The organism is Paenibacillus sp. FSL H7-0942 (assembly GCF_045040715.1).
Classification (GTDB): domain Bacteria; phylum Bacillota; class Bacilli; order Paenibacillales; family Paenibacillaceae; genus Paenibacillus; species Paenibacillus amylolyticus.
Genome location: NZ_CP150279.1, coordinates 6375728 through 6400932, shown reverse-complemented (window position 1 = coordinate 6400932; position 25205 = coordinate 6375728). Strand labels below are relative to the sequence as shown.

Here is a 25205-nt window from a genome sequence, read left to right as displayed (position 1 = left end):
TATTCGACCAATCTTACAAAACTTACACTAACAGCCTTGATCTGAAGGACATGGTCCTTTCAGGTCAAGGCTGTTTTTTGGTTGTGAAATCAGGAACCAACATTCGAAGTCAGGAGCCAGAATCCATGAGCCTGTGGACAGCTTCTGCGAGGCATTTTAACCCATGTTCCATCTCATCAGGTGAAGCATACGCGTATGAGAGCCGAATGTGACTCGCATCTAACCGGTCATACAGATAGCCCGGGTGGATAAGTACATTTTGCTCCAGACAGGTATGGAACAATTGGCGGATAGAAAGAGGGGAGACAGTGAATTGCAACCAGATGTAAAACCCGCCAGCGGGTATCTTCCACTCCGCAATCCCATGGAAGTGACGTTGAAGCAGCTCCAGCATGAAGTCTCTGCGTTTGCGAAGTTCAGGACGAAGGCGTTCCATATGTCCAGCGTGATGTCCTTCTGCGAACCACAGGGCAGCAGCTTCTTGGGCGAGTGAACTGGTACCATAATCGGTCTGCATCTTGATATCTGCGAGACGACGAATGACCGGCTCTGGCCCAACCAGCCATCCGAGGCGCAGTCCAGGACTGACTGCCTTTGACAGGGTACCCATATGCAGCACCCGTCCTTCCTGGTCACGCGCCTTCAGCGATGACGGAGGAGGTGTATCCAGCCACAGATCACTATAGGCGGCATCCTCCAGTATGGAGATGCCTAGTGTTCGAGCGGTGGTCATCAGCTCTTCCCGACGGTGATCACTCATCACAGAGCCGGTGGGATTGTGAAAGCTCGGGATCGTATAGAGAAGCGAGATGTGATCTTGATCTTTGACATGCTGCGCCGCGTCCTCCAGACGTGCAATGTGTACGCCTTCGTTATCCATCGGGATACCACTCATTTTCAACCCTGCTGACTGAAAGGCGTGAATCGAATAGAGATACGACGGTTTTTCCAGCAGAACCGCTGATCCGCGAGGGAGCAGTCCGACCGAAATCAAATGCAGTGCCTGAAGAGAGCCGGATACGATTAGTATGGAATCTGGAGAGGCCTGAATGCCGGTAGTCTGCAAATGGACGGATAAAGCCTCGCGAAGCTCCAAGCTTCCTTGAGGTTCCAGATAGTTGAGTGTACGAGAACGATGGGACAGGGAGTACAGAATGTCGTTGAAAGCATCCTGAGGCATCAGCTCCGGGGCAAGCTCCCCTGTGCCAAGACGTATGATGCCGGGCCGAAATTCAGCCTGATTAATCTGCTGGATCTCGGGCAGGTTGGGATAATACCAGCCCTCCTCAATGGCTTCATTCCAGTTGGGCATCGCTTCGTGAGCCATACCATGCCAACCGGAGCCGGAAATATAGGTTCCCCCGCCATGTCTGCCTTCAAGTAGACCCGCGGCGGCCAGATTATCCAGGGCGGTGACCAATGTACTGCGGTTTACGCCCATGGACTTAGCCCATAATCGCTGTGAGGGGAGACGATATCCTGCGGACCATTCGCCCGTTGTGATTTTCTGCCGGATATAGGCTTCAATCTGGCGATATAAGGGCAAGTCGAGAGAAGGGTTCGGCTTCCACCCCATGCTTAGCCGAGAATCAGAACGTTCCATAACTGGCAGAATCACCTCCGGTTTTCTTTGTAACAAACAATATATCATTTGGTTGGGTCTGATGCCATCCAAGTGGTTGGTTACGTCAGCCATCATCTGCCCTACTATGGAATACAGAGATAAGGGGGAAGCGCGATGGAGGTTGTTATTCACGCAGTGGTTCTGGCGTTTGGCCTGATCTTGCCACTGGGTGTGCAGAATGTATTTATTTTTAACCAAGGCATGAGCCAGAGGCGTTATATACATGCCCTGCCTGCTGTAATAACGGCAGGGGTCAGTGATACGTTGTTGATCGGGGCAGCCGTTGGAGGGGTGTCGCTCATTTTGTTGCAATGGCCATTGCTAGCGAATGTGATGTATGCAGTAGGAAGCTTGTTTCTGCTATATATGGCATGGAGTATTTGGAGGTCGTCCGAATCTGTGGAAGGTTCGCAGACGGTAATGTCAGCAGGGAGACAGATTGCGTTCGCCGCATCCGTATCTTTACTCAATCCCCATGCTCTGCTGGACACGGTTGCCGTGATTGGCACCAGTTCACTTCAGTATGAAGGGGTGGAGCGCATTTATTTTGCCCTAACAGCCGCGGCTGTATCGTGGATATGGTTCTTGGGACTTGCAGGCGCAGGCAGGGTGATTGGCAGAACGGATCGAACTGGACGCATCAGTCTGGTGTTTAATCGGTTGTCCGCTGTGGTCATGGTTGGTTTGGCGGTTATGATGCTGTGGAAGCTCATCTATGCATAGAAGGACCGTGATGTAGCGGGCTCATTTTATTTAAAATAAAAAAACTCCCCGTGACGTCTATCGCGCAGGGAGTTCAATGTGGATGCTGAATGTGATTATCAGCATGCCTGGTGATCAAGTTATTGAGTTGGAACTGTAGTGCTCGATAACGCTTTGGTGTTGTGTCTCTTATATATGGTTGGTCATTTGAATTAGGGTAATCGTAATCGGATCTATTCCGCCTTCAGCAACATGGATTCAATAAACACTTTCAGATCACGGCTTACACTGTTCAACTGATCAATGACCTCGCTGAACTCGGTTACCAGCACCGCTTGTTGGTTGCTAGACTGTGAGATGGATGTGATCTCCTGCTCCATCTGCTGAATGGAATGCTGAACATCTTTCAAGGAACGTTCGATATTCACCGTAGCTTCTTTGGTACCTGTAGAAAGTTTACGCACTTCAGATGCAACGACGCTGAATCCTGCGCCTGCTTCACCTGCTCGGGCCGCTTCGATGGCTGCATTCAGGCCGAGCAGATTGGTCTGTTCTGAGATTTCACGGATGAATGCGGCGACTTTGTTCACTTCGCCTGAGTTCTGCACAGCCATGCGGGTATTATCCATAATCTGCGTGGAAGATGCCGTCAATTGCTCGGATTGGGCGGCTACCGTCTGCACCATATCTGTTAATTTTCCGCTGATACCGCCGATCAATTCAGTGAAGTACTCCAGTTTTTCCTCGTTCTGAAGAGAGAAACCAATGGCAAGTGTGCCCACGATATTTCCTTGTTCATCTCGAAGTGGGGTGGCCGCCGAGTTGATGGATGTACCATAGAATTTTGCATCAATACGGTTCGCTGAAGTTTCCCCATGTATAAGTGCCCGGCGGAGTGTAGGGTCATCGAGGGAAACGGGGTCTCCTGCCTTGATGCCCAGATCGAGTTCGTTGCTGGGAACATAATACCAGAACTTCTCCGTGTCGGTTACTGCAATCATGATATCGTGTTCTTTCAGCATAATTTTAAAATATGGACTTGCTGCAACGAGTGCTTCAACGATGTTCAATAAGGTTCAGCTCCTATAATGTATGTGTATCATCTAGATGTATTGTATACATCGTCAGAATGAGGTTGATCTTGAAGGCCTGATAAGGGCATAACGTATATTAATTAAATTTTCAACAAATGAAACAGGAGAATTGATAATTTTCAGGAATTTATGAAAATATAACGAAAAAGCAGACAAGAACATCATGTTCTTGTCTGCTTTGGCTATCCACCTATGCCTTATGACACGCTCCACTTCACGTTATGAAAGCTGATTTACGTAAGGGGTCACCGCGCCAGCGTTACCTCATCCGTTGTGTGAAGAGGTCATCCTGACGGTAAAGATATATATCCATATGCAGGAATACGCGGTTGAGTTATATTGCGTACTGTTGCTATCCGCCAATCTGGGACATGCGCCGTACCGTCGGCGTGTGAGATTGCATTTTTTGTTCCAAAGCCAGAGCCATCTCATGATTCTTTGGTTTCGTACCCAGCGCTTTGAGGAAAAGTGCCGCCATGGCATTCGGATCATCCACGAAGCGGCGAACATTATACTCATCTGACCAGTAGAGGCAAGCTTTGATATGTCCATCAGCGGTCAACCGAAGTCGGTTGCAATTGTCACAGAAATGATCGCTCACGGGATGAATCAATCCAAATGTGCCTTCGGAGCCCGCAATTTTCATATTGCGTGATGGGCCATTGCCCGCAGGGCCTGTTGTATTCTCTACCGTCCAGCCTGCTTCAGCACATACATCTGTCACGGCTTCCAGCGGCAAATAAGATTTGCGCCATGAATCCGAAGCCTGTCCAATCGGCATATATTCAATAAAACGCACATGAAGAGGTTGATCAATCGTCATAGCAATAAAATCCTTGATCTCATCATCGTTGATACCCTTCATCAGCACAACATTCAGCTTGATTGGAGCAAGGCCAGCGGCAGTTGCAGCTTCAATGCCTTTCAGCACCTTGTTCACATCTCCGCCGCGGGTAATCATGGAGAAGCGATCAGCGCGCAGGGAATCCAGACTGATGTTAATCCGGTTCAACCCAGCATCTTTCAACGCCTGGGCTTGTTTATCCAGCAGAAGAGCGTTGGTAGTCAGGGCAATATCGTCAATCCCGTCAATTGCCGAGATCATGCTGACGAGCTTATGCAGATCCTTGCGTACCAACGGTTCGCCCCCGGTGAGTCGGACTTTGCGCATGCCCATCGGGGCAAGTACCTTCAGCACCTGTGCTATTTCTTCGTAGCTCATAATCTCATCATGTGGAGCAAACTCCATACCCTCTGCGGGCATGCAATACACACAGCGTAAATTACAGCGGTCCGTAACAGAAATACGGATGTAGTCATGTATCCGGCCAAATGAATCCTGAAGCAGTTCCATGCAGACCACCCTTTCATCGGTTCAGATTGGAAATCTTCTATTATAAATGATACGACAATTTCAAAAGGAACAGTTGCATCAAATTTTAGCTATTTCTCCAATCCGCGTCAACGATGACGTCAGATGACAGCATTTTTGGCGGGGTGATTCAGATGGAATTGTCCCACGAGTTGTTGCAGGAAAACCGTAATGGCTTCCACGTTATGCGAAGAATGCTGAACCTGCAACATATCACGGATCAGCTCCATCATCTCTGCTTCTACCTCAGCAGAAGTCGCCCGATTTTGATGGCTGATTGCAGCAATATTCTCCATCAGCATGACCACTTGATCCACGACTTGTGTGCGCTCAGGTTCTTCGGCGGTAGCATTTTGCAGAAGTTGTGAAGCAGCCTGAACCAGTGTTGTTCCTTCAGCCAGCACCTGATCTCCCTCTGTGATTAATTGGGATGCAGCTCCTGCTGCCGTTGAGATTCGGTCCAGAATCTGATGAATATTTTCAGTGGAAGAGCGGGATAACTCGGCCAGCTTGCGAATTTCCCCTGCCACGACCGAGAACCCTTGGCCATGTTCGCCCACGCGAGCGGCTTCAATAGTAGCATTCAGAGCCAGCAGGTTCGTCTGAGCTGAAATTTCATCAATAACAGCCAGAGCACGGTAAATCTCTTTCATGGTATCCATGAAGGACAGGATGGTACGGTTGGTATCGGATACCGCTCCTGAGATTTGGGTCATTTTGTCGCCGATTCGTTCCACTTCCTGCTGGGCCACGCTGATCTGTTCGGTAGCAGAGGTCTCCAGTTGTTGTAGCGTTATGCGCATGTGATCAGCAGCGATCTTGGCCTGGTCGAGATCTTCCAGTTGGGTGCGAATGGCCTGAATCATCGAACCAAGCTTGTAGTTCACACGCTCAGTCGTACCTTGGGTTGTCTCTGTTGAAGTTCGCATCTGATACTGATTATCGATAACGTCTACCGTGGCAAGTTGTACCTTCAGCATAATGCCTTCCAGAGAATCAATCATGTTGTTCATCCACTTCGCCAGTTCACCTGATTCATCTTGGGCAAAAGCAGACGTGTCCAGGCGCTGGGTCAGATCACCCCTGCCTTCGGCGTTAATTCGAATAAATCGGCTGATGCGACGCAAGTCTTCATGAACTCGTTGATATTGGCTACGATGCAGCTGTAGTGCAGTGAAGAATCCAAATAACACGTTAAAAGCGGCCATTGCTACCGCGCTCCAACCACTACCAGTGAAGGCATAGACAAGGGCGGCTCCTGCAACGCCTGACAAAAGCGTGAAGAGACTGTGCTGCTTGAACTGGCGCCAGCCGATGCTTCGTATCCGATACACTTCCTCCAGATCTCCTTCACACATCATGCCCCAGCGATCAGGACAGTGTGGCAGCTGGAAGGTGATGCCTTTGCCAATCACAGAAATATGGCGATAATCCGAGTAGCCGGGAAAAGCTACAAACAGATTGGAACCATTCTGAATGGTGTTTGCTACTCCGGGGTGTAGTTCTCCGGTCGATGGATCAGTGAACATGAGTTCCAGTTCGGTATGCTCCTTAACGGAAACGATACCCCATTCGGTGGTGAGACCATCTTTGAGATTTTCCCCATGTGTAAAAGTACGATCCTCGAAGCGGCTTCGGGACAAGGCGGTGCCTGGTTGCAGATGGGGCCGTAATATCGACTCAGCCATAAAGAGGTAATTGTCACCGGAATCGGGATAGATATGACCTGATTCTCGTTGGATCAGGTCACCAAGTACATCCCCGGGAACACGGCTGCATAATGAACCGACATATCGACCTTCCTGCAGGATTGGGGAGATAAACAGCAAGGTGACATCATCGTGAAAAGCGGACGAGCGGGGACCAATATCCAACGTCAGTGGATCAGAATATGGACCATACAAGCATTTTTTGCCATGACGATCTGCTCTGGAGTATTTCAATCCTGGTCCAATTAAAGCTTCGTAATCTTCATAGATCTGTCCAATATGTTTCTTATATGTAGAGAATACCACCTGATTCTGTTCGTTCAGCATAAATAGCTCCGTACTGTCTACGGCTCGAATATAACTGGATTGAAACCATGTATCTAGTTTACTTCGTTGCTGTGAACCTTGTAATACATCTTGTAATCGGACCGACTGTATCTGTTGAAGCAAACGATCCAGGTGATTCCATTGTTCATCTGCCCAGTCCATCATAAGCTGCCGTCTCGTTTCGGCAATTCCCTCAAAAATCTGTTCCACATCTTCCTTCATATGTGCGTTCAACCGATACGATCGCCACAGCGGCAATCCTTTTCTCCATCCCAGCCAATCAAACATCATGACCACCCCGATTTCTGGATTCTCTATTCAATCTTTATACAAGAAAACGAGCAAGAATACGAGGGGATATGTCATATTTTCCGAATATTTAATCAATAAATACAAATGATCGTGCGCTTGTTGTTAGGTGAAATGTATGTTAGCTATCTACGAAGAAAACTCACATGTATGTATATGAGAATCCGTCTCATTTTACATTGTGTAACATGAACAGGCCCATACTCAAAACACACTGTATAATGTAATCCCCGCCCAAAGCGATATAGTATTATCTAACAAGCAAAACCTGTTACGTTTGTGTATATAAACCTCCCATTCAGCCTTGGTGTGTAATGAAAATAACTTCCCACAAAGGAGAATGCCCATGTCCTCCGCACCCTCAGCCACAGTCCCCGAAGCCTGCCATATTGATGTAGATCATGTGTCCGTTGTTTTTGGAACAGGTACACAACAAGTCACTGCCTTATCGGATGTTACATTCCAGATCCAGTCTAATGAGTTTGTCTCTCTGCTGGGCCCTTCCGGCTGTGGCAAGTCGACCTTGCTCCGGCTGGTGGGTGATTTACTTCAACCTACCTCAGGCACCGTACGCATTGCAGGCCAGGAGCCTGAGCGGGCTCGGCTACAGCGGCAGTTCGGCATTGTCTTCCAGACCCCCGCCTTGTTCGATTGGCGCACCGTTCGACACAATGTGGAATTGCCCTTGGAACTGCTGGGTACCCGCCGTAAGGAGTGCCGCCGCATTAGCAGTGAACTGCTTGAAATGGTAGGGTTAACTCGCTTCGCCGACCATTATCCATGGCAGCTTAGTGGCGGGATGCAGCAACGTGTATCCATTGCACGTGCACTTGCGCTTGATCCACCATTGCTGCTCATGGATGAACCCTTCTCTGCCTTGGACGAATTCACGAAAGAAAAACTTCAATTGGAGCTGCTTGAGATCAAGCGCTCAACAGGCAAGACCTTCCTCTTTGTCACACACAGCATCCCCGAAGCCGTATTTCTGTCCGACCGGATCATCGTGCTCTCGGCACATCCGGGGCAAGTACATTCCATTCATTCCGTAAATCTGCCTTCCGAACGTCATAGTGAACTGAGAGAAACGGAAGCCTTCTATCATATGATCGCAACCATTCGCAACTGCTTCTACGAGGAGCGTGATGAATCTCATGTCCCTGCGGTTCTTTAAAACGGGATATCGATCCTGGGTTGTCATCTGGATTATGGCCATATTGGTGCTATGGGAAGGAATCGCCTGGATGCTCCAACTGTTCCTGTCACCTCAGCAGGCGGCGTCTCGCCTTCCTTATCTGCACGAAGTCCTTGCAGCCTTGTTTCGTTACTCGAGTACGCTCGCAGAGCAGGGGGCTGTCACGTTTGGCAATGCAGCCATTGGTTTTGGAGGGGGAACGTTGCTTGGTCTGGGTCTGGCTCTACTCATGAGCGGGGCTGTCTGGCTAGAGCGCACGTTATCTCCATATGTTGTCTCCTCACAGATGGTTCCGGTTATTGGTCTCGCACCAATTGTGTACGGGATCATCCACAACGCGGAGTGGGCGCGGATTGTTATGGCTGCGTATGTCACTTTCTTCCCGATCATCATCCATACGTTGAAAGGATTGAAAAGTCCAGCACCAGAGCATCTGGAGCTTATGCGTTCCTATGGAGCTTCACTGACTGCACGATATATCAAATGTCTGCTGCCCTCAGCACTTCCGGGACTATTTTCTGGTATGAAAATAGCCGCTCCGCTGGCGGTGACCTCCTCCATCGTTGTGGAATTGATGGGCGCCCCCGACGGGCTCGGCGTCCTGATGGTCAGTTCGTTATACTACGGCCATGCCCAAGTTGGCATGTTCTGGGCCACCATCATGCTTAGCATTGGCATTGGCCTGATCTCGTATCTGGCCATCAGTCTGGCTGAACGTTGGCTGACACCCTGGCAGCCTGAATTCAGGGCCAAAGGAGGCGATGCCACATGAGTGAAGGTAGAGTTTTGCAACGGAAGCGTGATGAAGGTGTGGCTATTGCTGCTGTAACTGGCGCGGCTACGCCCCTCACGGGTTCACAGATAACATCTGCTCCAGGATCAGAAATTCACGGACAACAGGGACAAGCCGAAAAGGCCAGATTGGGTACCAGCGTTCGCAGGCGCTCCATTGTACTGAGCATGCTTCCTTGGGGTGCGGGTTTGTTGTTTCTCACCCTCTGGCAGCTCAGGTTGTTTCATTGGATATTCTCGCTGGAAAGCTACCAACTGCCTGTGCCTTCCGCGATTGCGGCATCCATTCAGGAAAATGCCAATATGCTCTTTCGATACGCGATGTATAGCGGAACCGAAATGCTGGGAGGTTTTTTGCTCGGTTCATTGTTGGGTGCTCTGGCAGCGGCAGGTGCATCATTCTTTCCAACAAGCGGCAGGGCGGCAGTTACGGTTTTGTCGGCACTGAACGCAGTTCCGATTGTGGCCCTTGCCCCGATTATGAACAATTGGTTCGGAGACGGGATCTGGTCGCGTATTGCTGTTGTCACGGTGATTACAATGGCCGCCATGGCCGTCAGCCTGTTCAAAGGCCTGACTTCCATTCAGCCGCAGTACAGTGATTTGCTGAGTGGCCTTGCCGCGAGCAGGATGCAGTTTTTTTGGAAACTGAGACTGCCTCACGCGCTGCCTTCCCTATTCGCCGGTCTGAAGATCAACATGTCGACCAGTATTATCGGGGCCATTGTGGGTGAATTTTTCATCGCCTCTCAGGGGCTCGGGTACTTGCTCTCGGATCAGATTCGACTGGCGAACATGCCTTTGGCTTGGTCCTGCATTGTCATCGCAGCCGCGCTCGGCATTGTGTTGTATGAAGCGGTTGTCCTGGCAGAAAAACGACTCATTCCGTGGAATCGTGCACGCACAGATCACTAACATACATCAGGGTATCAACCATCCATAGATCGTAATACCTGATAGAGGTTGTTCAAAAAGTCCACGGTACTGAAAAGCAGACTTTTTGAACACGGACTGATGCTTGATAAATCGTATATAAACAGGGGGGTTGTTCTGTACATGTACAAAACGTTGAAGCCGGGTTTGCTGGTATTGGTCCTGTTGGTTGTTACGATGTTGGGCGCATGTTCTACGAAGTCCGAGCCGGCGGCTGAGCCTGTTGCTGCGAGTTCAGGAGGGGCGGGCGAAGCAGATCAACCCTTAACCAAAGTGAAAATTCAACTGAAATGGGTGCCGCAGGCGCAATTTGCCGGGATTTATGCAGCGAAGGAGAAAGGTTTTTTTGCAGATGAAGGCATTGATGCCGAGATTATTCCAGGTGGGCCGGATATCGTGATTGAGCAGCAGGTGGTCAATGGCGCGGCCGATGTAGGGATCACCGGAGTGGACAGTTTACTGGTCAGCCGGGATAACGGTCTGCCGCTCGTCTCGCTCGCCCAGATCTCACAGAAGAGCAGTTATCGCTTGATTGCCAAGAAGTCCCTCGGTATTACCGATCCCGCTCAGATGAAAGGCAAAAAGGTCAGTACCTGGTTTGGCAGTCAGCAGTTTCAGGTGCTCGCGTTTATGGAGAAGAATGGACTCGATCCGAAGAAAGATATTGAACTGGTGAAGCAAGGGTTCACAATGGATCAGTTTTTCAACGATCAGGTGGATGTAGCTACGGCGACGATCTATAACGAATACCACGTTGTGCTGGAAAGTGGAACGAAAGAATCCGATCTGGATGTGTTCAACATTGAAGATGCCGGTGTTGGCATGTTGGAGGATACGCTAATTGCCAAGAAGGATTGGGTAGACAACAACCGTGAGCTTGCGGTCAAAGTGACCCGTGCCATTTTGAAAGGCTGGAACTACGCCATTGATCAACAGGATGAGACGGTGGATATCGTGATGAGCAATGTGACGGATGGCAGTACCACTCGTGAGCATCAGGTCACGATGCTGGAAGAGATCGCAAAGCTGATCCGCCCGGAAGGATTTACGGAGCAGCAAGTCGGCAGCTTTGTGGATGAGTCATTTACCCGAACTGCGGATATTGCACTGAACTATGGCTTGATCAAAAAAGCCGCCAACCTGGATGAAGCGCTGGAGAAGAGTATCTATGAAGAAGCTGTGAAATAAGCGTGAGGAGGATGACGAATGAGTTCTGTGGATCAGCAGCCGCAGCCGCTTGGCGGTACGAAGGAAGAATGGCTGGAGAAGGATCGCAAATACGTATGGCATCACATCTCGCCTCATAACGATCATCCAATGATTGCAGTAAGTGGGGAGGGCAGTTGGATCACCGATCAGGATGGTACGCGTTATCTGGATGCGATGTCGGGACTGTGGTGTGTGAATGTGGGGCATGGCCGTGAGGAGATTGCGAGAAGTGCCTACGAACAGATGAAAGCACTCGCTTATGTACCGATGACGCAGAGTCACGAACCGGCGATTTTGCTGGCGGAGAAGCTGAATGACTGGTTGGAGGGGGAGTATCGAATATTTTTCTCCAACTCAGGTTCAGATGCGAATGAGGTGGCTTTCAAAATAGCCCGTCAGTACCACCATCAGAATGGTGAGCCTACTCGTCACAAATTCATTTCCCGTCACCGTGCGTATCACGGTAACTCCATGGGCGCGCTGGGCGCCACCGGGCAAGCCGCCCGTAAGATCAAATACGAGCCGCTCGGCGTAGGTTTCTCTCATGTTCCACCACCGTATTGTTACCGCTGTCCGTTTGGACGAAACAAGGATGGATGCGGACTCGAATGCGCAACCATCTATGAAGAGGTGATTCGTTGGGAAGGTCCTGAGACGGTTGCCGCAGTCATTATGGAGCCGGTGATCACAGGGGGCGGCATGATTGTCCCGCCGCCAGATTATATGCGTACCGTGCAAGAGATCTGTCAGCGCTATGGCGTGCTGCTCATTGTCGATGAGGTCATCTGCGGTTTTGGCCGCTCTGGGCAGAAGTTTGGTCATCAGAATTATGGCGTACAGCCAGATATTGTGACGATGGCAAAAGGCATGACCAGTGCCTATTCGCCGCTATCGGCAACGGCTGTACGAGCCGATCTGTATGAGACGTTCCGGGAGCCCGGACCGGATGCCCATTTTCGCCATGTGAATACCTTTGGCGGAAATCCCGTATCCTGCCGGGTGGCACTGGCGAATCTGGAAATTCTGGAACGAGAGAATCTGGTCAGCCGTGCGGAGGAACTGGGATACCTGCTTCGTGAGAAGCTGGAACCTTTGCTGGAGCTGTCCATTGTGGGGGATATCCGTTCATTCGGATTCGCCTGTGGCATTGAATTGATTGAAGCAGACGGATCTCCTGCGGAGGCGGACAAAGTAATGAAGGTACTCGCCAGTTGTAAAAGGGACGGCATTCTGATTGGCAAGAACGGCGATACCGTGCCGGGGTTTGCAAACATTTTGACGATCTCTCCGCCGTTTGTTACCACCGAGGATGAGTTGGATCTGATCGCTGGAAGTTTGCTCGTTGCGCTACGTAGCCTGGACGCAGGTTAGTTGCCATACACAGGTACGACAGGCGTTTACGGTTTAGCAAGCGAGATGGAGATTTTCATATCATTACGCGATAAATAAGCGCAAGGAGGCGAGGAAGGATGCAGACCACAACAGGCAAACTCATTAATCAGCTTCGGCTGAATGAGCGAATTGAGCAGTTGTCACGCATTGGACGAATCGCAGAGACGGGTGTATGCCGACTTGCCCTGACCCCGGAAGATATGGATGGCATCATACAGGTTCGTCACTGGATGGAAAGTGCCGGTCTTACGACACGGCTCGATCCCTTCGGCAATCTGATTGGTCGTCTGGAAGGGGCGGATCAGGCCCTGCCGATCCTCATGATTGGTTCCCACATCGACTCTCAGCCGTATGGCGGTCGATATGATGGAGCGATTGGTGTGCTCGGTGCACTCGAAGCCGTGCAATGCCTGATCGAAAATGGCATTCAGCCCCTTATGCCGATTGAGGTGATTGCTTTTTGCGATGAAGAGGGTTCCCGTTTTAACAAAGGCCTGTTCGGCTCACGTGGTATAACCGGTCAGTTGGAAGAGGGCGAACTGGAGCGGCGGGATAAAAATGGAGTGACCCGCCGGGAGGCGCTGGAAGCCTTCGGCTGTTCTCCTTCGGATTTTGATGAGGCGATCTATCCGCCAGGTTCCATAGGCAGTTATCTGGAGTTGCACATTGAGCAGGGGCCGGTGCTGGAAGCGATGAATGCACCAGTAGGTCTGGTGACGGGCATCTCGGGCCCGTTGTGGCTTACGGTGACGATGAAAGGCATGGCGGGTCATACCGGCTCCGTTCCGATGGGAATGCGGCATGATGCTTTGGTAGGCAGCGCCAAAGTCATTGCGGCTTTTGACGATATGGTGAGAGAAGACCCGGAAGCACCAACCGTAGGTACGGTGGGAAGTCTAAGGGTGTTTCCAGACTCCCGGAACATCATTCCGGAGGAAGTCAGCTTCACCGTTGATTTACGAGACATGGAGATGGAGCGCAGGAACCGGCTTGAAGCCCGATTGATGAACATTTTGGATGACGTGAGTTTTCGATATGGTCTAACTTACTCGCTGACAGAGGATACGAATAGTGAGCCGCGGTATTGTGCAGAGCCAATCAAGTCGGTGATTCGTTCATCCGCGGAAGAGATTGGGGTTACTTTGCCAGAACTGATGAGTGGTCCGTTCCATGATGCGTTGGCCCTTTCGCTTGTGTGTGATTATGGCATGATCTTTGTCCGCAGCAAAGACGGCATCAGTCATCATCCCAGCGAATATTCCTCCCCGGAGGATATTGGACTCGGCACGGAAGTGTTATATCGCACCATTCGGAGGATGTGTAGTGGAGTGAACCAACCAATCATTTTACCTGAGGAGGCGTTGTGACGTTATGAGCAAAATCAGCATCGGATTAATCCAGGCTTCTCATGAAATTGAAGGTTCGGCTCCCGTTGAGGTACACAAAGAAGCTGCGGTTCAGAAACACATAACTCTGGTCCGTGAAGCTGCTGCAAGAGGCGCCAAGATCATCGGGTTGCAGGAAGTATTCTATGGACCGTACTTTTGCACAGAGCAGAATCCCAAATGGTATGCATCCGCTGAACCGGTGCCGGAAGGGCCAACGACCAGACGTTTTCAGGAGCTGGCAAAGGAGCTTGCGGTGGTGATTATTTTACCTGTGTATGAGGTGGAGGGCATTGCTTCGTATTACAATACGGCAGCCGTTATAGATGCGGATGGTACGTATCTGGGCAAATACCGCAAACATCATATCCCGCATGTGGAAGCAGGTGAGGGCACGAATGGTTTCTGGGAAAAGTATTATTTCAAACCAGGTAACCTCGGGTTTCCGGTATTTGATACGGCCTACGCCAGAGTCGGCGTGTACATCTGTTATGATCGTCATTTTCCGGAAGGCGCACGATTGCTCGGGTTGGCGGGGGCAGAGATTGTTTTCAATCCGTCCGCTACGGTTGCGGGTACATCGGAATATCTGTGGAAACTGGAACAGCCTGCTCACGCGGTAGCTAACGGCTATTATGTAGCGGCCATCAACCGGGTTGGCGTGGAAGCACCATGGAATATGGGTGAATTTTATGGACAGTCGTACTTGGTGGACCCGCGAGGCAGAATGGTAGCGATCGGCAGCCGGGATCAGGATGAGGTCGTCATTGGCGAGATGGATACGGAGATGATTCGTGAGGTGCGTAATGTGTGGCAGTTCTACCGCGATCGCAGGCCGGAAACGTACGAACATCTGGTTAGTCTGTAGGAAGCAGCAACGAGTGATCGGTAAGTGATTCTGTCAGCGGGGTGGCATGTGTAATGCACGTAAGATTGTTTTAGATAGCGTAGATCATTCTCCAGGAGGTGCATGACATTGATGAACAGCTCAGGAACAACGTTATCCGATTATGGGTGGGAGAGTCGTTTTGCCGAGATGAAACCCGCCATGACAGGCAAGGAAGCGATGGAGGAATCAAACCGCTGTCTGTACTGTTACGATGCACCTTGTATCAAAGCCTGTCCAACCGACATCAATATCCCTTCTTTTATTGGCAAAATATCAACAGGGCACCTGAAAGGATCGGCCCGCACCATCATGGATGCAAATCCGGTTGGAGCCAGCTGCGCACGTGTCTGTCCCACAGAGGAATTGTGTGAAGGTGCATGTGTTCTGAACGAATCGTCGAAGCCGATTCGCATTGGTGACTTGCAGCGTTACGCCACCGACTGGGCGCGGGCGAAGAATGAGCCGTTATTCCAGGCAGCACCTGCCAATGGGAGAACCGTTGCTGTTGTGGGAGCGGGGCCAGCAGGACTGTCGGCAGCACGTGAACTGGGGCGTGCAGGATATGAGGTGACGATCTATGAAGCAAAACCCAAAGGCGGCGGGCTGAACACGTACGGCATCGTATCCTTCCGTTTGCCCGAATCGGTTGCGCTATGGGAAGTGGAGCAGGTGGAGGCACTTGGTGTACAGATCCGTTATGGGGTGCGTATCGGTGTGGATATCCCTGCTTCGGAGTTGCTGGAGCAGCATGAAGCGGTCATTCTGGCCTGTGGCATGGGTTCGGTTCCCATGCTGGGTATTGAAGGGGAGACACTGGAAGGTGTCTATGATGCGATTGAACTGGTGGAGTCTACCAAGCAGGGTGTTCCGCCCGCATTGAATGGTCTGAAGGTCGCCGTTATTGGCGCGGGCAATACGGCGGTAGATGCAGCAACCTGTTCGGTACGCCTTGGTGCCGAGCGGGTGCAGATGTTATATCGGCGTGGTGAAAGCCAGATGACGGCGTATGCGTTTGAATATACTTTTGCCAAGCAGGAGGGTGTGGAGTTCCGCTGGTTTACGTTGCCGCAGCGTATCATTGGAGACGAGAACGGTCGGGTTCAGGCTGTGGAATGTGTGAAAATGGAGTTAATTACCCCGCCTGGTGGTGGGCGTGCCTTGCCCGTACCTGTGGAAGGATCGGAGTTCATGATTGAATGTGATACGGTCATCCGGGCGATTGGACAGCATCGGTTATTACCATTAATCGAAGCGTTTGGGCTGCGTCACCAATGGGGCGTCGTTGAGATCGAACCGCATACGTACCGTACCTCGCATCCTCAGATTTATGCGGCAGGAGATGTCGTTTTTGGTCAGGGTCAGGGTGAGGCGATGGTTGTCTCGGCTGCACAGCAGGGTAAGCTGGCTGCCGCCGCAGTCATGAAGGCACTACCTGGGCAGGTGGAAGAGACGGCGTGAGTTGTGAGCGAGACAAGGAAAAGTGGAGAGTACACGGAAAGCGTGAAATGAAAGCATGCAAGGAGAGAGTATGGGGGGGAGGGCGTAAGGGACTGCTAGAGTGATAGAGGTGTAGATCAGATCTGAGCAAGAAGTGTGGTACATCAATTCTTCGTGTCCCTGACGCGCTAACGAACCCAGCACACCTTATAGTGGCAATTATGGAGGATTGGAAAATCTAACGAATCTCACACGTCTTATTTTGACGAATACCTGTTGAAATGAAGCCGAAATGAGCTATTACAGCAATATAAGCTTTCTACGATTCGTTAGATTTTGAAAGTGCCGCAAATGAGCCCAATAAGAGCTCTACGGTTCGTTAGGATTTAGGTACGTATTATCCAGAAACACCATTACTACGCAGAGGTCCTGAGCACGACCAAATATTCCAGTGTAACTAATATGTTCAAACAACACCAAGGAGGGATCGTTATGGCTGACTTATCCATTAATCTGGCAGGTATTCGATCACCCAATCCATTCTGGCTGGCTTCTGCACCACCGACCAATACGGGATATCAGGTTCAGCGTGCGTTCGAGGCGGGCTGGGGTGGTGCGGTGTGGAAGACGCTGGGTGAGCCAATTATCAATACATCCTCCCGTTTCGCGGCGGTCCATTTTGGTGGGCAGCGGGTGGCGGGGTTTAATAATATTGAATTGATATCCGATCGTCCGCTGGAAGTGAATCTGCGGGAGATCGCCGAGACCAAGAAACGCTTCCCGGACCGTGCGGTTATCGCTTCACTGATGGTGGAACCTACGCGGGAGAAGTGGCATGAGATTGTGAAAAAGGTGGAGGCTGTCGGCGTCGATGGCCTGGAGCTGAACTTTGGTTGCCCGCATGGCATGGCCGAACGTGGTATGGGAGCCGCCTCTGGTCAGCAACCTGACCTGGTCGAACTCCAGACGATGTGGGTGAAGGAAGTGGCGACCACACCGGTGATCGTGAAACTCACGCCGAATATCACGGATATTACGGCGACTGCCCGGGCAGCTGTCCGCGGTGGCGCAGATGCGATCTCCCTGATCAATACGATTAACTCCCTGGCAGGTGTGGATCTGGATTCGTGGAATACCGTGCCGCATGTGGGCGGCAAAGGAGCGCACGGTGGATATTGTGGCCCAGCTGTAAAGCCCATCGCACTGAACATGGTTGCGGAGTGTGCCCGTAATCCGGAGGTAGGTGTTCCAATCTCAGGGATTGGTGGCATATCTGATTGGCGGGATACGGCAGAGTTTTTGCTCATGGGCGCTACAGGGGTTCAGGTATGTACCGCAGCGATGCATCATGGATTCCGCATTGTGGAGGACATGATTGATGGGCTGAATGATTATTTGGATGAAAAGGGTCTAAGCAGTGTAGCAGAACTGGTAGGTCAGACGGTTCCGCGTTACTCCGATTGGGGCAATCTCGATCTGAACTACAAAGTGGTCGCCCGCATCAACCGCGATGTCTGCATCAATTGCAACAAATGCCATATTGCTTGTGAGGACACCTCGCATCAGTGTATTGATATGTTGACCGACCCGTCCGGCTCCTATCTGGAAGTGGTGGAAGAGGACTGTGTTGGCTGTAATCTGTGTTCGATCGTTTGCCCGGTGGATGGGGCGATTGAGATGGTTGAACTTGTACCTGAGCAGGAACCTGTAACCTGGAATGAACGGCAGTCTGCGATTGCGATGTTGCAATCCGTTAGAGATCAATCAACCAAGGAGGCGATATCATGAGTACCCGCAAATTGATTCGTAATGGTGTGTTGGTCACGGCGTCGGATACCTTTGAAGCAGATATTTTGATCGAAAAGGGTAAAATCACACAGATTGGCATCGGACTGGTGCCAGACGAACAAATGGAGGTTGTAGATGCAGCGGGCTGTTACGTCATTCCGGGCGGGATCGACCCGCATACGCATCTGGATATGCCCTTCGGTGGAACGGTAACGGCGGATGATTTTGCGACGGGAACGACAGCGGCAGCTTTTGGCGGTACAACAACGATCATTGATTTTTGTCTGACACAAAAAGGCCGTCCATTAATCGAATCTCTCCAGGAGTGGCATGCCAAGGCCGAGGGTAAAGCCGCCATCGACTACGGTTTCCATCTCATGATCGGCGAGATGAATGATCAGGTGCTAGAAGAGCTGCCGCAGATCATTGAAGAAGAGGGTGTATCATCTTTCAAGGTGTTCATGGCATATAAAAACCAGTTTCAGGCCGATGACGGGATTCTCTTCCAGACGTTGCAAAAGGCAAAAGAGTACGGCGCACTCGTCATGGTTCATGCCGAGAACGGGGATGTCATTGACCTGCTGGTTCGACAGGCGCTCGCCGAAGGGCGCACGGAGCCGATTCATCATGCGCTGACTCGTCCATCCATGCTGGAGGGAGAAGCAACAGGGCGTGCGGCGCGTCTGGCTGCACTTGCGGATTCACAGCTGTATGTGGTGCACGTGACCTGTGCGGAAGCAGTGGAGCAAATTGCGCGTATGCGTGAAATGGGCTACCGGATCTGGGGGGAGACCTGTCCTCAGTATTTGACACTGGATCAATCGATCATGGATCAGCCGGACTTTGAGGGTGCAAAGTATGTCTGGTCACCTCCGCTGCGGGAAGTAGCGCATCAGGAAGTGTTGTGGAATGCATTGAAAAGTGGTCAGTTGCAGACGATTGGCTCCGATCATTGCTCGTTTAATTTCAAGGGGCAGAAGGACTTGGGCAAGGATGATTTTAGCAAAATTCCTAACGGGGGGCCTGTCATCGAAGATCGTCTCAGCATTCTGTATTCCGAAGGTGTAGTCAAAGGAAGGATCACACTGAATCAGTGGGTTGATCTATGTTCGACAAGAGCGAGCAAGTTATTTGGACTATTTCCGCAGAAAGGGACTCTCGCTGTCGGGACAGACGCGGATATCGTTATTTTTGACCCCTCTGTAAACAGGGTGATCTCGGCAGATACGCATCATATGAACGTGGATTACAGTGCATTTGAAGGTATGCAGGTACAGGGATGTCCGGTGACGGTGTTGTGCCGCGGGGAGTATGTCATTCGAGATCGGCAGTATACCGGAACAGCAGGGGCAGGCCAATATGTGAAGCGCAACAAGTATGATGCAGGCGCGCCCATACCGATGAAACAGCCTGTGACGGCAGTGAATGGAGGGAGAAGTTGATGTCGGATCATGATGTGTTTGAGGCCGAGAGGATCGCCATAGAGCGAATGGTTGCACAGGGTTATCGGATCTATGCGGTACGGGAACATCTGGAGGGTGCTCACGTCATATGGGGGCACCCGGATCTTCCCGAAGAGAAACAAGAGCAATACGTAGGCACGGCGTCTGGACGGAAGTGGTTCAGTCACATTTTGATTCGCCAGCTTCAGGAACAACGGGGAGCCTAGACCATGCTGAAGCTCTTCATGCGATCGGGCCGTGTACGTACTCATAGGCGTAGATGGCAAGTTCGATCGCGACCCTTTTCTCGGGGAGGATGTAGTCTTCTCCCAAAAGGGCTTCGATTTTGTCCAAACGGTGATACAGTGTCTGTCTGACGATATATAGAGCGGTGGCCGTCTCTTGCTTGGAGCAGCACAGGATCAGATATTGCTTGAGCGTGCGGAGCAGCTGACCTCCTTTCTCTACATCGTAACGAATGAGCGGTCCCAAATATTCTTCGATGAAATCATCCAGATTACCACTCTGCTTCATACTGGCGATGATGCGGTAACAATGAAGATTACTGAAAAAGGGCTGCTGCATCACACCGATGTCCTTCTGAATTCGCAGTGTCTCCTTCGCGGATTCCAGACTATCCTTGAGACGGGAGAGGTCTGTGCAGTTATGACTGATACCGATCAAGCCTGAGAAGAGGCAGTGGGTCTGTTCCTGCTCGTGTTGCTGCAGCTGTTCGATGCAGCGCCAGAGACTGCTTTTGCGCTGAGATCCAGGTAGTGGGTCGAGAATGATAAGAATGATCTGGTGATTCAGAATGGTGCTGTAGAGGGTGAAATTCTCCCGAGCGAACATGGAACGGGCAACGATGTTGCGTTGGATCAACAACTTCTGAAGTCTGAGGCTATCTGTGTATGCGGGGTTACTGTCGAATAAGATTATGGTAGCTGTGCTCGTTGCGAGAGGGGGATTAACGGTAGATATATATTCATGGATTTCCTTCGTGGAGTGGTGTCCGTTAAGCCAATCAATGACCCACATATCTTCTTTGTAGCGGCGTTTCTCTTCCATGTATTTGGTTCGCATCCAGTCCTGGGCAATCGCGGCCGCGCATCGTTCCAGTGCCTGAATGACGAATTCATCCGAAGGTTTGATCGGTATGCTTGAATCTTGATCCGTCAGCTTTTGATGCATCAGCACAAGGTCGGCAAAGGTGTAGTCCAACGCCTGAACAGGCATGCTGATCACATCCAATGTGTTATCTGACAGCTGCATTAAATTCGGAATATCCTCCCCCGCCAAATGTTCCCGCTGCAAAAACCAATCCTGCCGACGAGTCTCCAGCTGCTCTGGAGGGCAGTAGGGAACGGCACTTGCTTCCCCTTCAAGTGGATATAACGCCACGGCACATCCGGTTGTTCGTGACAATAATCGAAGCAGAGGTTGTACGCCATCTCCATTCAGAAGAAGTTGGTTAAAGGAGGTGGTGAGACTATCGAGTTCAGCGATCATCCGCTGATGACTGCGAATCAGGGTGAAATGCAGGTCTTGCGTAATATCGATATAACGGACTTGTTCGTGAAACCAGATCAACGGAAAATCCGCTGCTACTGCAATTTCCTTCATAGCACCGAGCTGCGACTTGGTGTGATCCCCCAGTTCCATACAGAGTCCGGCAGCCCCGCGTGCAATTAACTGACGCAAAAAAGACAGACCATGCTGCTCACCGTCCTGCCAGCCAATGCCTGTCGTCAGCACCAATTCCCCGCCATTGAGCAAGTCCCCTACCTCGGGAACTTCCATGATATGAACCCAGCGAACATACCGCTCCAGCGCGCGATCACTGGCCAGAACTTCCGCCTTGCGAAATACGGGACGTTTTAGCATGTCTCTGATCTGAATATGAAGCGTTGTCTCCCCCACACAACCACTGTCCTTCCCCAATTACATGTGATCTATCTGGAGTCTGGAATCCGTCAACTTGCATAATTAATCCATATTATAAGTCTATTTACAGCCTATGAGCTGAAATCTAACGTTCATTTGTTTCAAATGACAAATGGAACTGTACTTTTTGTGATTTTGACTAAAATGAAGAATTTATATGTCAGTCTATGTCTCGTGTGAATTTTCATCAGCATTTTGCATAATTCGATTCCAATCGCTCACGGGTACAAGATATAGACGAATAGAATCATTTCGATCTATATCTTGCTGATTGGAAGACGCTCATGGGATTTATGCAAAATGCTTAAATAAAAAAAAGCCCCTTATCATCACATCGGAATTCAACCATTCCAATATGCGCTAAGGGGCGAGAAGCTAATGTTATAGTCTACATTTAAGTTGTACTCGAACCGTTACATGAGTACAATCAACGACTTCTTAATCTTCGATTCTTTTCTTTTTAAATTTCATCAGGAACTCATACACAATCGGTACGATAACCAGCGTGAGCAGCGTGGAGCTGATCAGACCACCGATTACGGTAATTCCTAATCCTTTCGAGATGATCCCCGCACTTTCTTCGAGGCCCGTAACCAGTGGCAACAGGGCACCGATAGTTGCGAGAGCGGTCATCAGGATTGGACGCAGACGAGTTGCACCGGCTTCCAGCAAGGCTTCACGGGTAGGCGTACCCTCTTTTTCCTTGTGAATAACACGGTCGATCAACACGATAGCGTTGGTGACCACGATACCGATGAGCATCAGTCCACCCATCATGGCGGAGACGTCGAGCGTACCACCAGCGATGAACAGACCTACCATAATACCAATGACCGTAAATGGCAGGGAGAACAGGATTGCGAATGGTGCCAATCCGCCGCCGAATGTAACAACGAGCACGAAGTATACAATGGCGATGGCCGCCAGCATGGCGAGACCCAGTTGAGTAAAGGTATCATTAATCTGTTCGGTTGTACCGCCGAACTTCACTTCAACGCCATCAGGCAGATCCAGTTTGTCGATCTCAGCCTGTAGGTTACTCGAAGCTTTCGTTACATCCGAAGCCAGGATGTTGGCTGTAACTTGTACAACAACTTTACCATCAATTTGCATAATGGAGTTCGGGGACGTACCTTCTTCCACTTTGGCAACATCTTTGATTGGTACTTCAATGCCAAGCGGTGAAGTGACGGTTTCATCCTCAATCTCTTTAATGCTGCTGAATGATTTGTTGTCTGTCTCTACATATACTTTGTACGTTTTGTTATCAATATCGACTTCCGTAAGCACAGGACGTTCCCGTGCCGGGCTCAGCGTCATCGCCAGTTGGCCTGCAGTCAGGCCCAGGGAACTTAATTTCTCCTGATCCGCCACGAGCGTATACTGCCCGTAGGTGTCAGCAAGTGTTGTATCTGCTTTTTCAAAATTATCCTTATCCGCTTCAACCAGTTTCAGAATTTCATCCGATACAGGTTTGAGTTGCTCTACATTATCGCCATAGATGGAGAGACTCAGGCCGCTACCACCCAGACCGCCGGACATGTCGAGCTCATTCCAGGTACCTACGGTAACTTCTTTCTTCAGACCTTCTACAAGCTGTTCCTTCACTTTGGTAAAGTCTTTCGTGTCTTCGTTATATTCAATATAGAATAGAGCCGAGTTGGAACCACCGCCACCCATGCTGCTCAGTGGATTACTTCCGCCGATGGAATATTGCATTTTCTCCAGACCTGGTTGTTCCAGCAACCACTTCTCGGCAACGAGTGCTTCTTTTTCGACATCTTCACGCAAAGCTCCGGTTTGTGGGCTGTACGTAATAGTCACGTATTTATCCTGTTGTTCTGGCAAGAAGCTTGCACCGATGAACGGGTACAGGAACAAACTGCCGACCAGCAAGATCACTGCAATACTGACTGTGATGAGTTTGTGTGACAGGGTCCAGTTCAGCAGGCGTTTGTAACCTTCCGCCATTTTGCCTGGTTTTTCTTCGTGATTCTGTTTGTTCTTCAACCCTCCACGGAACAGGGTGTGCGCAAGCATCGGCACAATGGTAATGGCAACGATCAGGGATGCCAGCAAAGCGAATACCATGGTCAGTGCAAATGGCGTGAATAACTCACCGACCATACCGCTTACCAATGCCAGTGGCAGGAATACCGCAATAGTTACGATCGTGGAAGAAAGGATTGGCACAAACATCTCGCGAGTTGCTTCGCGGACTAGTTCACGGCCTTTTAATCTCTCACCTTTGAGTGTTAATCTGCGGTAGATGTTCTCGATAACAACGATGGAGTCATCGACAACCCGTCCGATGGCAACCGTCATCGCACCCAGCGTCATCATGTTCAAAGTAATATCCATCATATTGAGAGCAGTCAATGCCATGAGCAAGGAGAGCGGGATCGAGATAATGGAGATAATGGTTGAACGAATATTACGCAGGAAGAGCAGGATGATCAGGATGGCAAACAAGGCGCCAAAAACGGCTTTGCCCAACATCGTGTTCACCGAGTCCTGAATCGGCTTACCTTGGTCAAGCAATACAGTCAAATCAGCATTTTTGAACTGCGATTGCAACTCTTCAGCTTTATCTTTGACTGCGTTAACGACATCAACCGTGTTGGCATCGTTGGATTTTACAATGGAAATACCAATCGATTCCTTGCCGTCTGTCCGGGAAATGGATTCCGCTTGACCGATGACTTCGATCTTGGCAATTTCACTTAATTTTACTGTCGGGATACCAGCTGCGTTGGCAGCAGCTGAAGGGCTACCTACACCGGCATTACCACCAGCGGCTTGGTCCGTTCCTTGTGAAGCACCTGGAGCGGTACCTTGACCAGCTTCACCAGTTGGTGCTCCAGAGCCTTGTGGGGCTGCGTTTGAACCATTGCCTGCGGAAGCACCGGCACCGCCGGGTACAACTGGAATGGCAAGGTTTTTCAGATCATCGATGTCGATGATGTTGCCATCTACAACAACGGCTTTCTGGGATTTATCCAGTTCAAACAGTCCAAGGGGCACACGAATGGATGAACCTTGAACAATGCCGTTTACCGTATCTTCCGTTAGGCCCAGCTCGGCCATTTTGGCTTGGTCAAACTTCAATTGAACTTCTTTTACATATTGACCGGACACCTGAACCTGAGCTACACCGTCAATGTCTTCGAGTGCAGGCTGAATATCCGATTCAACCAGTCGTGTCAATTGTTCCAGGTCACCGCCGTCCTTGTCGGACAGGCTCAGAGATACAACCGGGAAAGAGTTAATGCTGAACTTGGAAATGGTCGGCTTCTGCACACTGTCAGGCAGTTGAACTTCATTCAGTGCCTCACGAACGGTTGCAGTTGCGTTGGTCAGATCTGTTCCATAATCAAATTCGAGTGTGATCGATGCTGCGTTCTCCATAGAAGTGGAGGTCACCGTCTTCACGCCATCTACATTGCGTAGTTTTACTTCCAGCGGCTTCGTGACATCCTCAACAATTCCCTCCGGTGCAGCCCCCGGATCAATGGCAGTGACATTCAGAAACGGTACGTTGATGTTCGGGATTGTCTCTTGTTTCATCGTCAATCCGCTGTACAAACCTGCGAAAGAGATGATAATCGTCAGAATCCAAATCGCAAACTTGTTGTTCAGTGAAAAATTAATAATACCTTTCATAC

Annotated in this window: 18 protein-coding genes; 12 read left to right on the top strand and 6 right to left on the bottom strand. The window is 50.3% G+C overall.

Annotation, left to right across the window (positions count from 1 at the left end; all coding sequences use genetic code 11):
• Nucleotides 1-109 precede the first annotated feature (109 nt).
• Complete coding sequence (locus MHI48_RS28070) at nucleotides 110-1603, bottom strand: PLP-dependent aminotransferase family protein (RefSeq protein ID WP_405142378.1); 1494 nt, start codon at nucleotides 1601-1603, stop codon at nucleotides 110-112.
• 135 nt (nucleotides 1604-1738) lie between these two features.
• Here MHI48_RS28070 and MHI48_RS28065 point away from each other — a divergent pair, with 135 nt between their 5' ends.
• Complete coding sequence (locus MHI48_RS28065; protein ID WP_405142376.1) at nucleotides 1739-2347, top strand: LysE/ArgO family amino acid transporter; 609 nt, start codon at nucleotides 1739-1741, stop codon at nucleotides 2345-2347.
• A gap of 212 nt (nucleotides 2348-2559) precedes the next feature.
• Here MHI48_RS28065 and MHI48_RS28060 read toward each other — a convergent pair whose 3' ends face one another.
• The 3 genes from MHI48_RS28060 to MHI48_RS28050 form a co-directional block, all read right to left on the bottom strand.
• A complete protein-coding gene (locus MHI48_RS28060; RefSeq protein ID WP_339180011.1) occupies nucleotides 2560-3396 on the bottom strand; it encodes a methyl-accepting chemotaxis protein in 837 nt (278 codons plus the stop codon).
• 376 nt (nucleotides 3397-3772) lie between these two features.
• Nucleotides 3773-4774: a GTP 3',8-cyclase MoaA gene (gene moaA, locus MHI48_RS28055; protein WP_100528370.1), complete on the bottom strand. Its 1002-nt coding sequence runs from the start codon at nucleotides 4772-4774 to the stop codon at nucleotides 3773-3775.
• Between the two features lie 119 nt (nucleotides 4775-4893).
• On the bottom strand, nucleotides 4894-7119 hold the full coding sequence (locus MHI48_RS28050; RefSeq protein WP_405142373.1) for a methyl-accepting chemotaxis protein: 2226 nt from the start codon (nucleotides 7117-7119) through the stop codon (nucleotides 4894-4896).
• 364 nt (nucleotides 7120-7483) lie between these two features.
• Here MHI48_RS28050 and MHI48_RS28045 point away from each other — a divergent pair, with 364 nt between their 5' ends.
• The 11 genes from MHI48_RS28045 (at nucleotide 7484) to MHI48_RS27995 (ending at nucleotide 19823) form a co-directional block, all read left to right on the top strand.
• Nucleotides 7484-8308, top strand: a complete 825-nt coding sequence (locus tag MHI48_RS28045; protein WP_405142371.1) for an ABC transporter ATP-binding protein — start codon at nucleotides 7484-7486, stop codon at nucleotides 8306-8308.
• Nucleotides 8309-8342: 34 nt separating this feature from the next.
• A complete protein-coding gene (locus MHI48_RS28040) occupies nucleotides 8343-9101 on the top strand; it encodes an ABC transporter permease (RefSeq protein ID WP_405142369.1) in 759 nt (252 codons plus the stop codon).
• Entirely contained in the window at nucleotides 9098-10036 is a 939-nt protein-coding gene (locus MHI48_RS28035) for an ABC transporter permease (protein WP_405142367.1), read from the top strand. The genes MHI48_RS28040 and MHI48_RS28035 overlap by 4 nt, the downstream gene beginning before the upstream one ends.
• 141 nt (nucleotides 10037-10177) lie before the next feature.
• On the top strand, nucleotides 10178-11242 hold the full coding sequence (locus MHI48_RS28030; protein WP_405142365.1) for an ABC transporter substrate-binding protein: 1065 nt from the start codon (nucleotides 10178-10180) through the stop codon (nucleotides 11240-11242).
• A gap of 18 nt (nucleotides 11243-11260) precedes the next feature.
• On the top strand, nucleotides 11261-12634 hold the full coding sequence (locus tag MHI48_RS28025; RefSeq protein WP_405142363.1) for an aspartate aminotransferase family protein: 1374 nt from the start codon (nucleotides 11261-11263) through the stop codon (nucleotides 12632-12634).
• 98 nt (nucleotides 12635-12732) lie between these two features.
• Nucleotides 12733-14022, top strand: coding sequence for a M20 family metallo-hydrolase (locus tag MHI48_RS28020; RefSeq protein ID WP_405142361.1), 1290 nt, complete (start codon nucleotides 12733-12735; stop codon nucleotides 14020-14022).
• 4 nt (nucleotides 14023-14026) lie between these two features.
• Nucleotides 14027-14908 (top strand): nitrilase-related carbon-nitrogen hydrolase, encoded by an 882-nt coding sequence (locus tag MHI48_RS28015; protein WP_221825454.1) that lies wholly within the window; start codon nucleotides 14027-14029, stop codon nucleotides 14906-14908.
• A 111-nt stretch (nucleotides 14909-15019) separates the two neighbouring features.
• The gene (locus MHI48_RS28010; protein WP_405144746.1) at nucleotides 15020-16387 is read left to right on the top strand and encodes an NAD(P)-dependent oxidoreductase; all 1368 of its coding nucleotides are present in this window, start codon (nucleotides 15020-15022) and stop codon (nucleotides 16385-16387) included.
• A 471-nt stretch (nucleotides 16388-16858) separates the two neighbouring features.
• Nucleotides 16859-18154 carry an NAD-dependent dihydropyrimidine dehydrogenase subunit PreA gene (gene preA / locus MHI48_RS28005; RefSeq protein WP_076319240.1) on the top strand — a complete coding sequence of 432 codons (1296 nt, stop codon included), beginning with the start codon at nucleotides 16859-16861 and terminating at the stop codon, nucleotides 18152-18154.
• Nucleotides 18151-19596 (top strand): dihydropyrimidinase, encoded by a 1446-nt coding sequence (hydA, locus tag MHI48_RS28000; RefSeq protein WP_405142359.1) that lies wholly within the window; start codon nucleotides 18151-18153, stop codon nucleotides 19594-19596. The genes preA and hydA overlap by 4 nt, the downstream gene beginning before the upstream one ends.
• Nucleotides 19596-19823, top strand: a complete 228-nt coding sequence (locus MHI48_RS27995; RefSeq protein WP_062836929.1) for a hypothetical protein — start codon at nucleotides 19596-19598, stop codon at nucleotides 19821-19823. Before hydA ends, MHI48_RS27995 begins: the two co-directional genes overlap by 1 nt.
• Before the next feature lie 16 nt (nucleotides 19824-19839).
• Here MHI48_RS27995 and MHI48_RS27990 read toward each other — a convergent pair whose 3' ends face one another.
• Both MHI48_RS27990 and MHI48_RS27985 read right to left on the bottom strand, forming a co-directional pair.
• Nucleotides 19840-21480, bottom strand: a complete 1641-nt coding sequence (locus tag MHI48_RS27990) for a PucR family transcriptional regulator (RefSeq protein ID WP_405142357.1) — start codon at nucleotides 21478-21480, stop codon at nucleotides 19840-19842.
• Nucleotides 21481-21978: 498 nt separating this feature from the next.
• Nucleotides 21979-25203 carry an efflux RND transporter permease subunit gene (locus MHI48_RS27985; RefSeq protein WP_405142355.1) on the bottom strand — a complete coding sequence of 1075 codons (3225 nt, stop codon included), beginning with the start codon at nucleotides 25201-25203 and terminating at the stop codon, nucleotides 21979-21981.
• Between the last annotated feature and the right edge of the window lie 2 nt (nucleotides 25204-25205).

Excerpts from the sequence above, each read along its gene's own strand:
- MHI48_RS28070 (WP_405142378.1), bottom strand. The coding sequence starts at position 1,603 with ATGGAACGTTCTGATTCTCGGCTAAGCATGGGGTGGAAGCCGAACCCT.
- MHI48_RS28065 (WP_405142376.1), top strand. The coding sequence starts at position 1,739 with ATGGAGGTTGTTATTCACGCAGTGGTTCTGGCGTTTGGCCTGATCTTG.
- moaA (WP_100528370.1), bottom strand. The coding sequence starts at position 4,774 with ATGGAACTGCTTCAGGATTCATTTGGCCGGATACATGACTACATCCGT.
- MHI48_RS28050 (WP_405142373.1), bottom strand. The coding sequence starts at position 7,119 with ATGATGTTTGATTGGCTGGGATGGAGAAAAGGATTGCCGCTGTGGCGA.
- MHI48_RS28045 (WP_405142371.1), top strand. The coding sequence starts at position 7,484 with ATGTCCTCCGCACCCTCAGCCACAGTCCCCGAAGCCTGCCATATTGAT.
- MHI48_RS28040 (WP_405142369.1), top strand. The coding sequence starts at position 8,343 with ATGGCCATATTGGTGCTATGGGAAGGAATCGCCTGGATGCTCCAACTG.
- MHI48_RS28035 (WP_405142367.1), top strand. The coding sequence starts at position 9,098 with ATGAGTGAAGGTAGAGTTTTGCAACGGAAGCGTGATGAAGGTGTGGCT.
- MHI48_RS28030 (WP_405142365.1), top strand. The coding sequence starts at position 10,178 with ATGTACAAAACGTTGAAGCCGGGTTTGCTGGTATTGGTCCTGTTGGTT.
- MHI48_RS28025 (WP_405142363.1), top strand. The coding sequence starts at position 11,261 with ATGAGTTCTGTGGATCAGCAGCCGCAGCCGCTTGGCGGTACGAAGGAA.
- MHI48_RS28020 (WP_405142361.1), top strand. The coding sequence starts at position 12,733 with ATGCAGACCACAACAGGCAAACTCATTAATCAGCTTCGGCTGAATGAG.
- MHI48_RS28015 (WP_221825454.1), top strand. The coding sequence starts at position 14,027 with ATGAGCAAAATCAGCATCGGATTAATCCAGGCTTCTCATGAAATTGAA.
- MHI48_RS28010 (WP_405144746.1), top strand. The coding sequence starts at position 15,020 with ATGAACAGCTCAGGAACAACGTTATCCGATTATGGGTGGGAGAGTCGT.
- preA (WP_076319240.1), top strand. The coding sequence starts at position 16,859 with ATGGCTGACTTATCCATTAATCTGGCAGGTATTCGATCACCCAATCCA.
- hydA (WP_405142359.1), top strand. The coding sequence starts at position 18,151 with ATGAGTACCCGCAAATTGATTCGTAATGGTGTGTTGGTCACGGCGTCG.
- MHI48_RS27995 (WP_062836929.1), top strand. The coding sequence starts at position 19,596 with ATGTCGGATCATGATGTGTTTGAGGCCGAGAGGATCGCCATAGAGCGA.
- MHI48_RS27990 (WP_405142357.1), bottom strand. The coding sequence starts at position 21,480 with ATGCTAAAACGTCCCGTATTTCGCAAGGCGGAAGTTCTGGCCAGTGAT.
- MHI48_RS27985 (WP_405142355.1), bottom strand. The coding sequence starts at position 25,203 with ATGAAAGGTATTATTAATTTTTCACTGAACAACAAGTTTGCGATTTGG.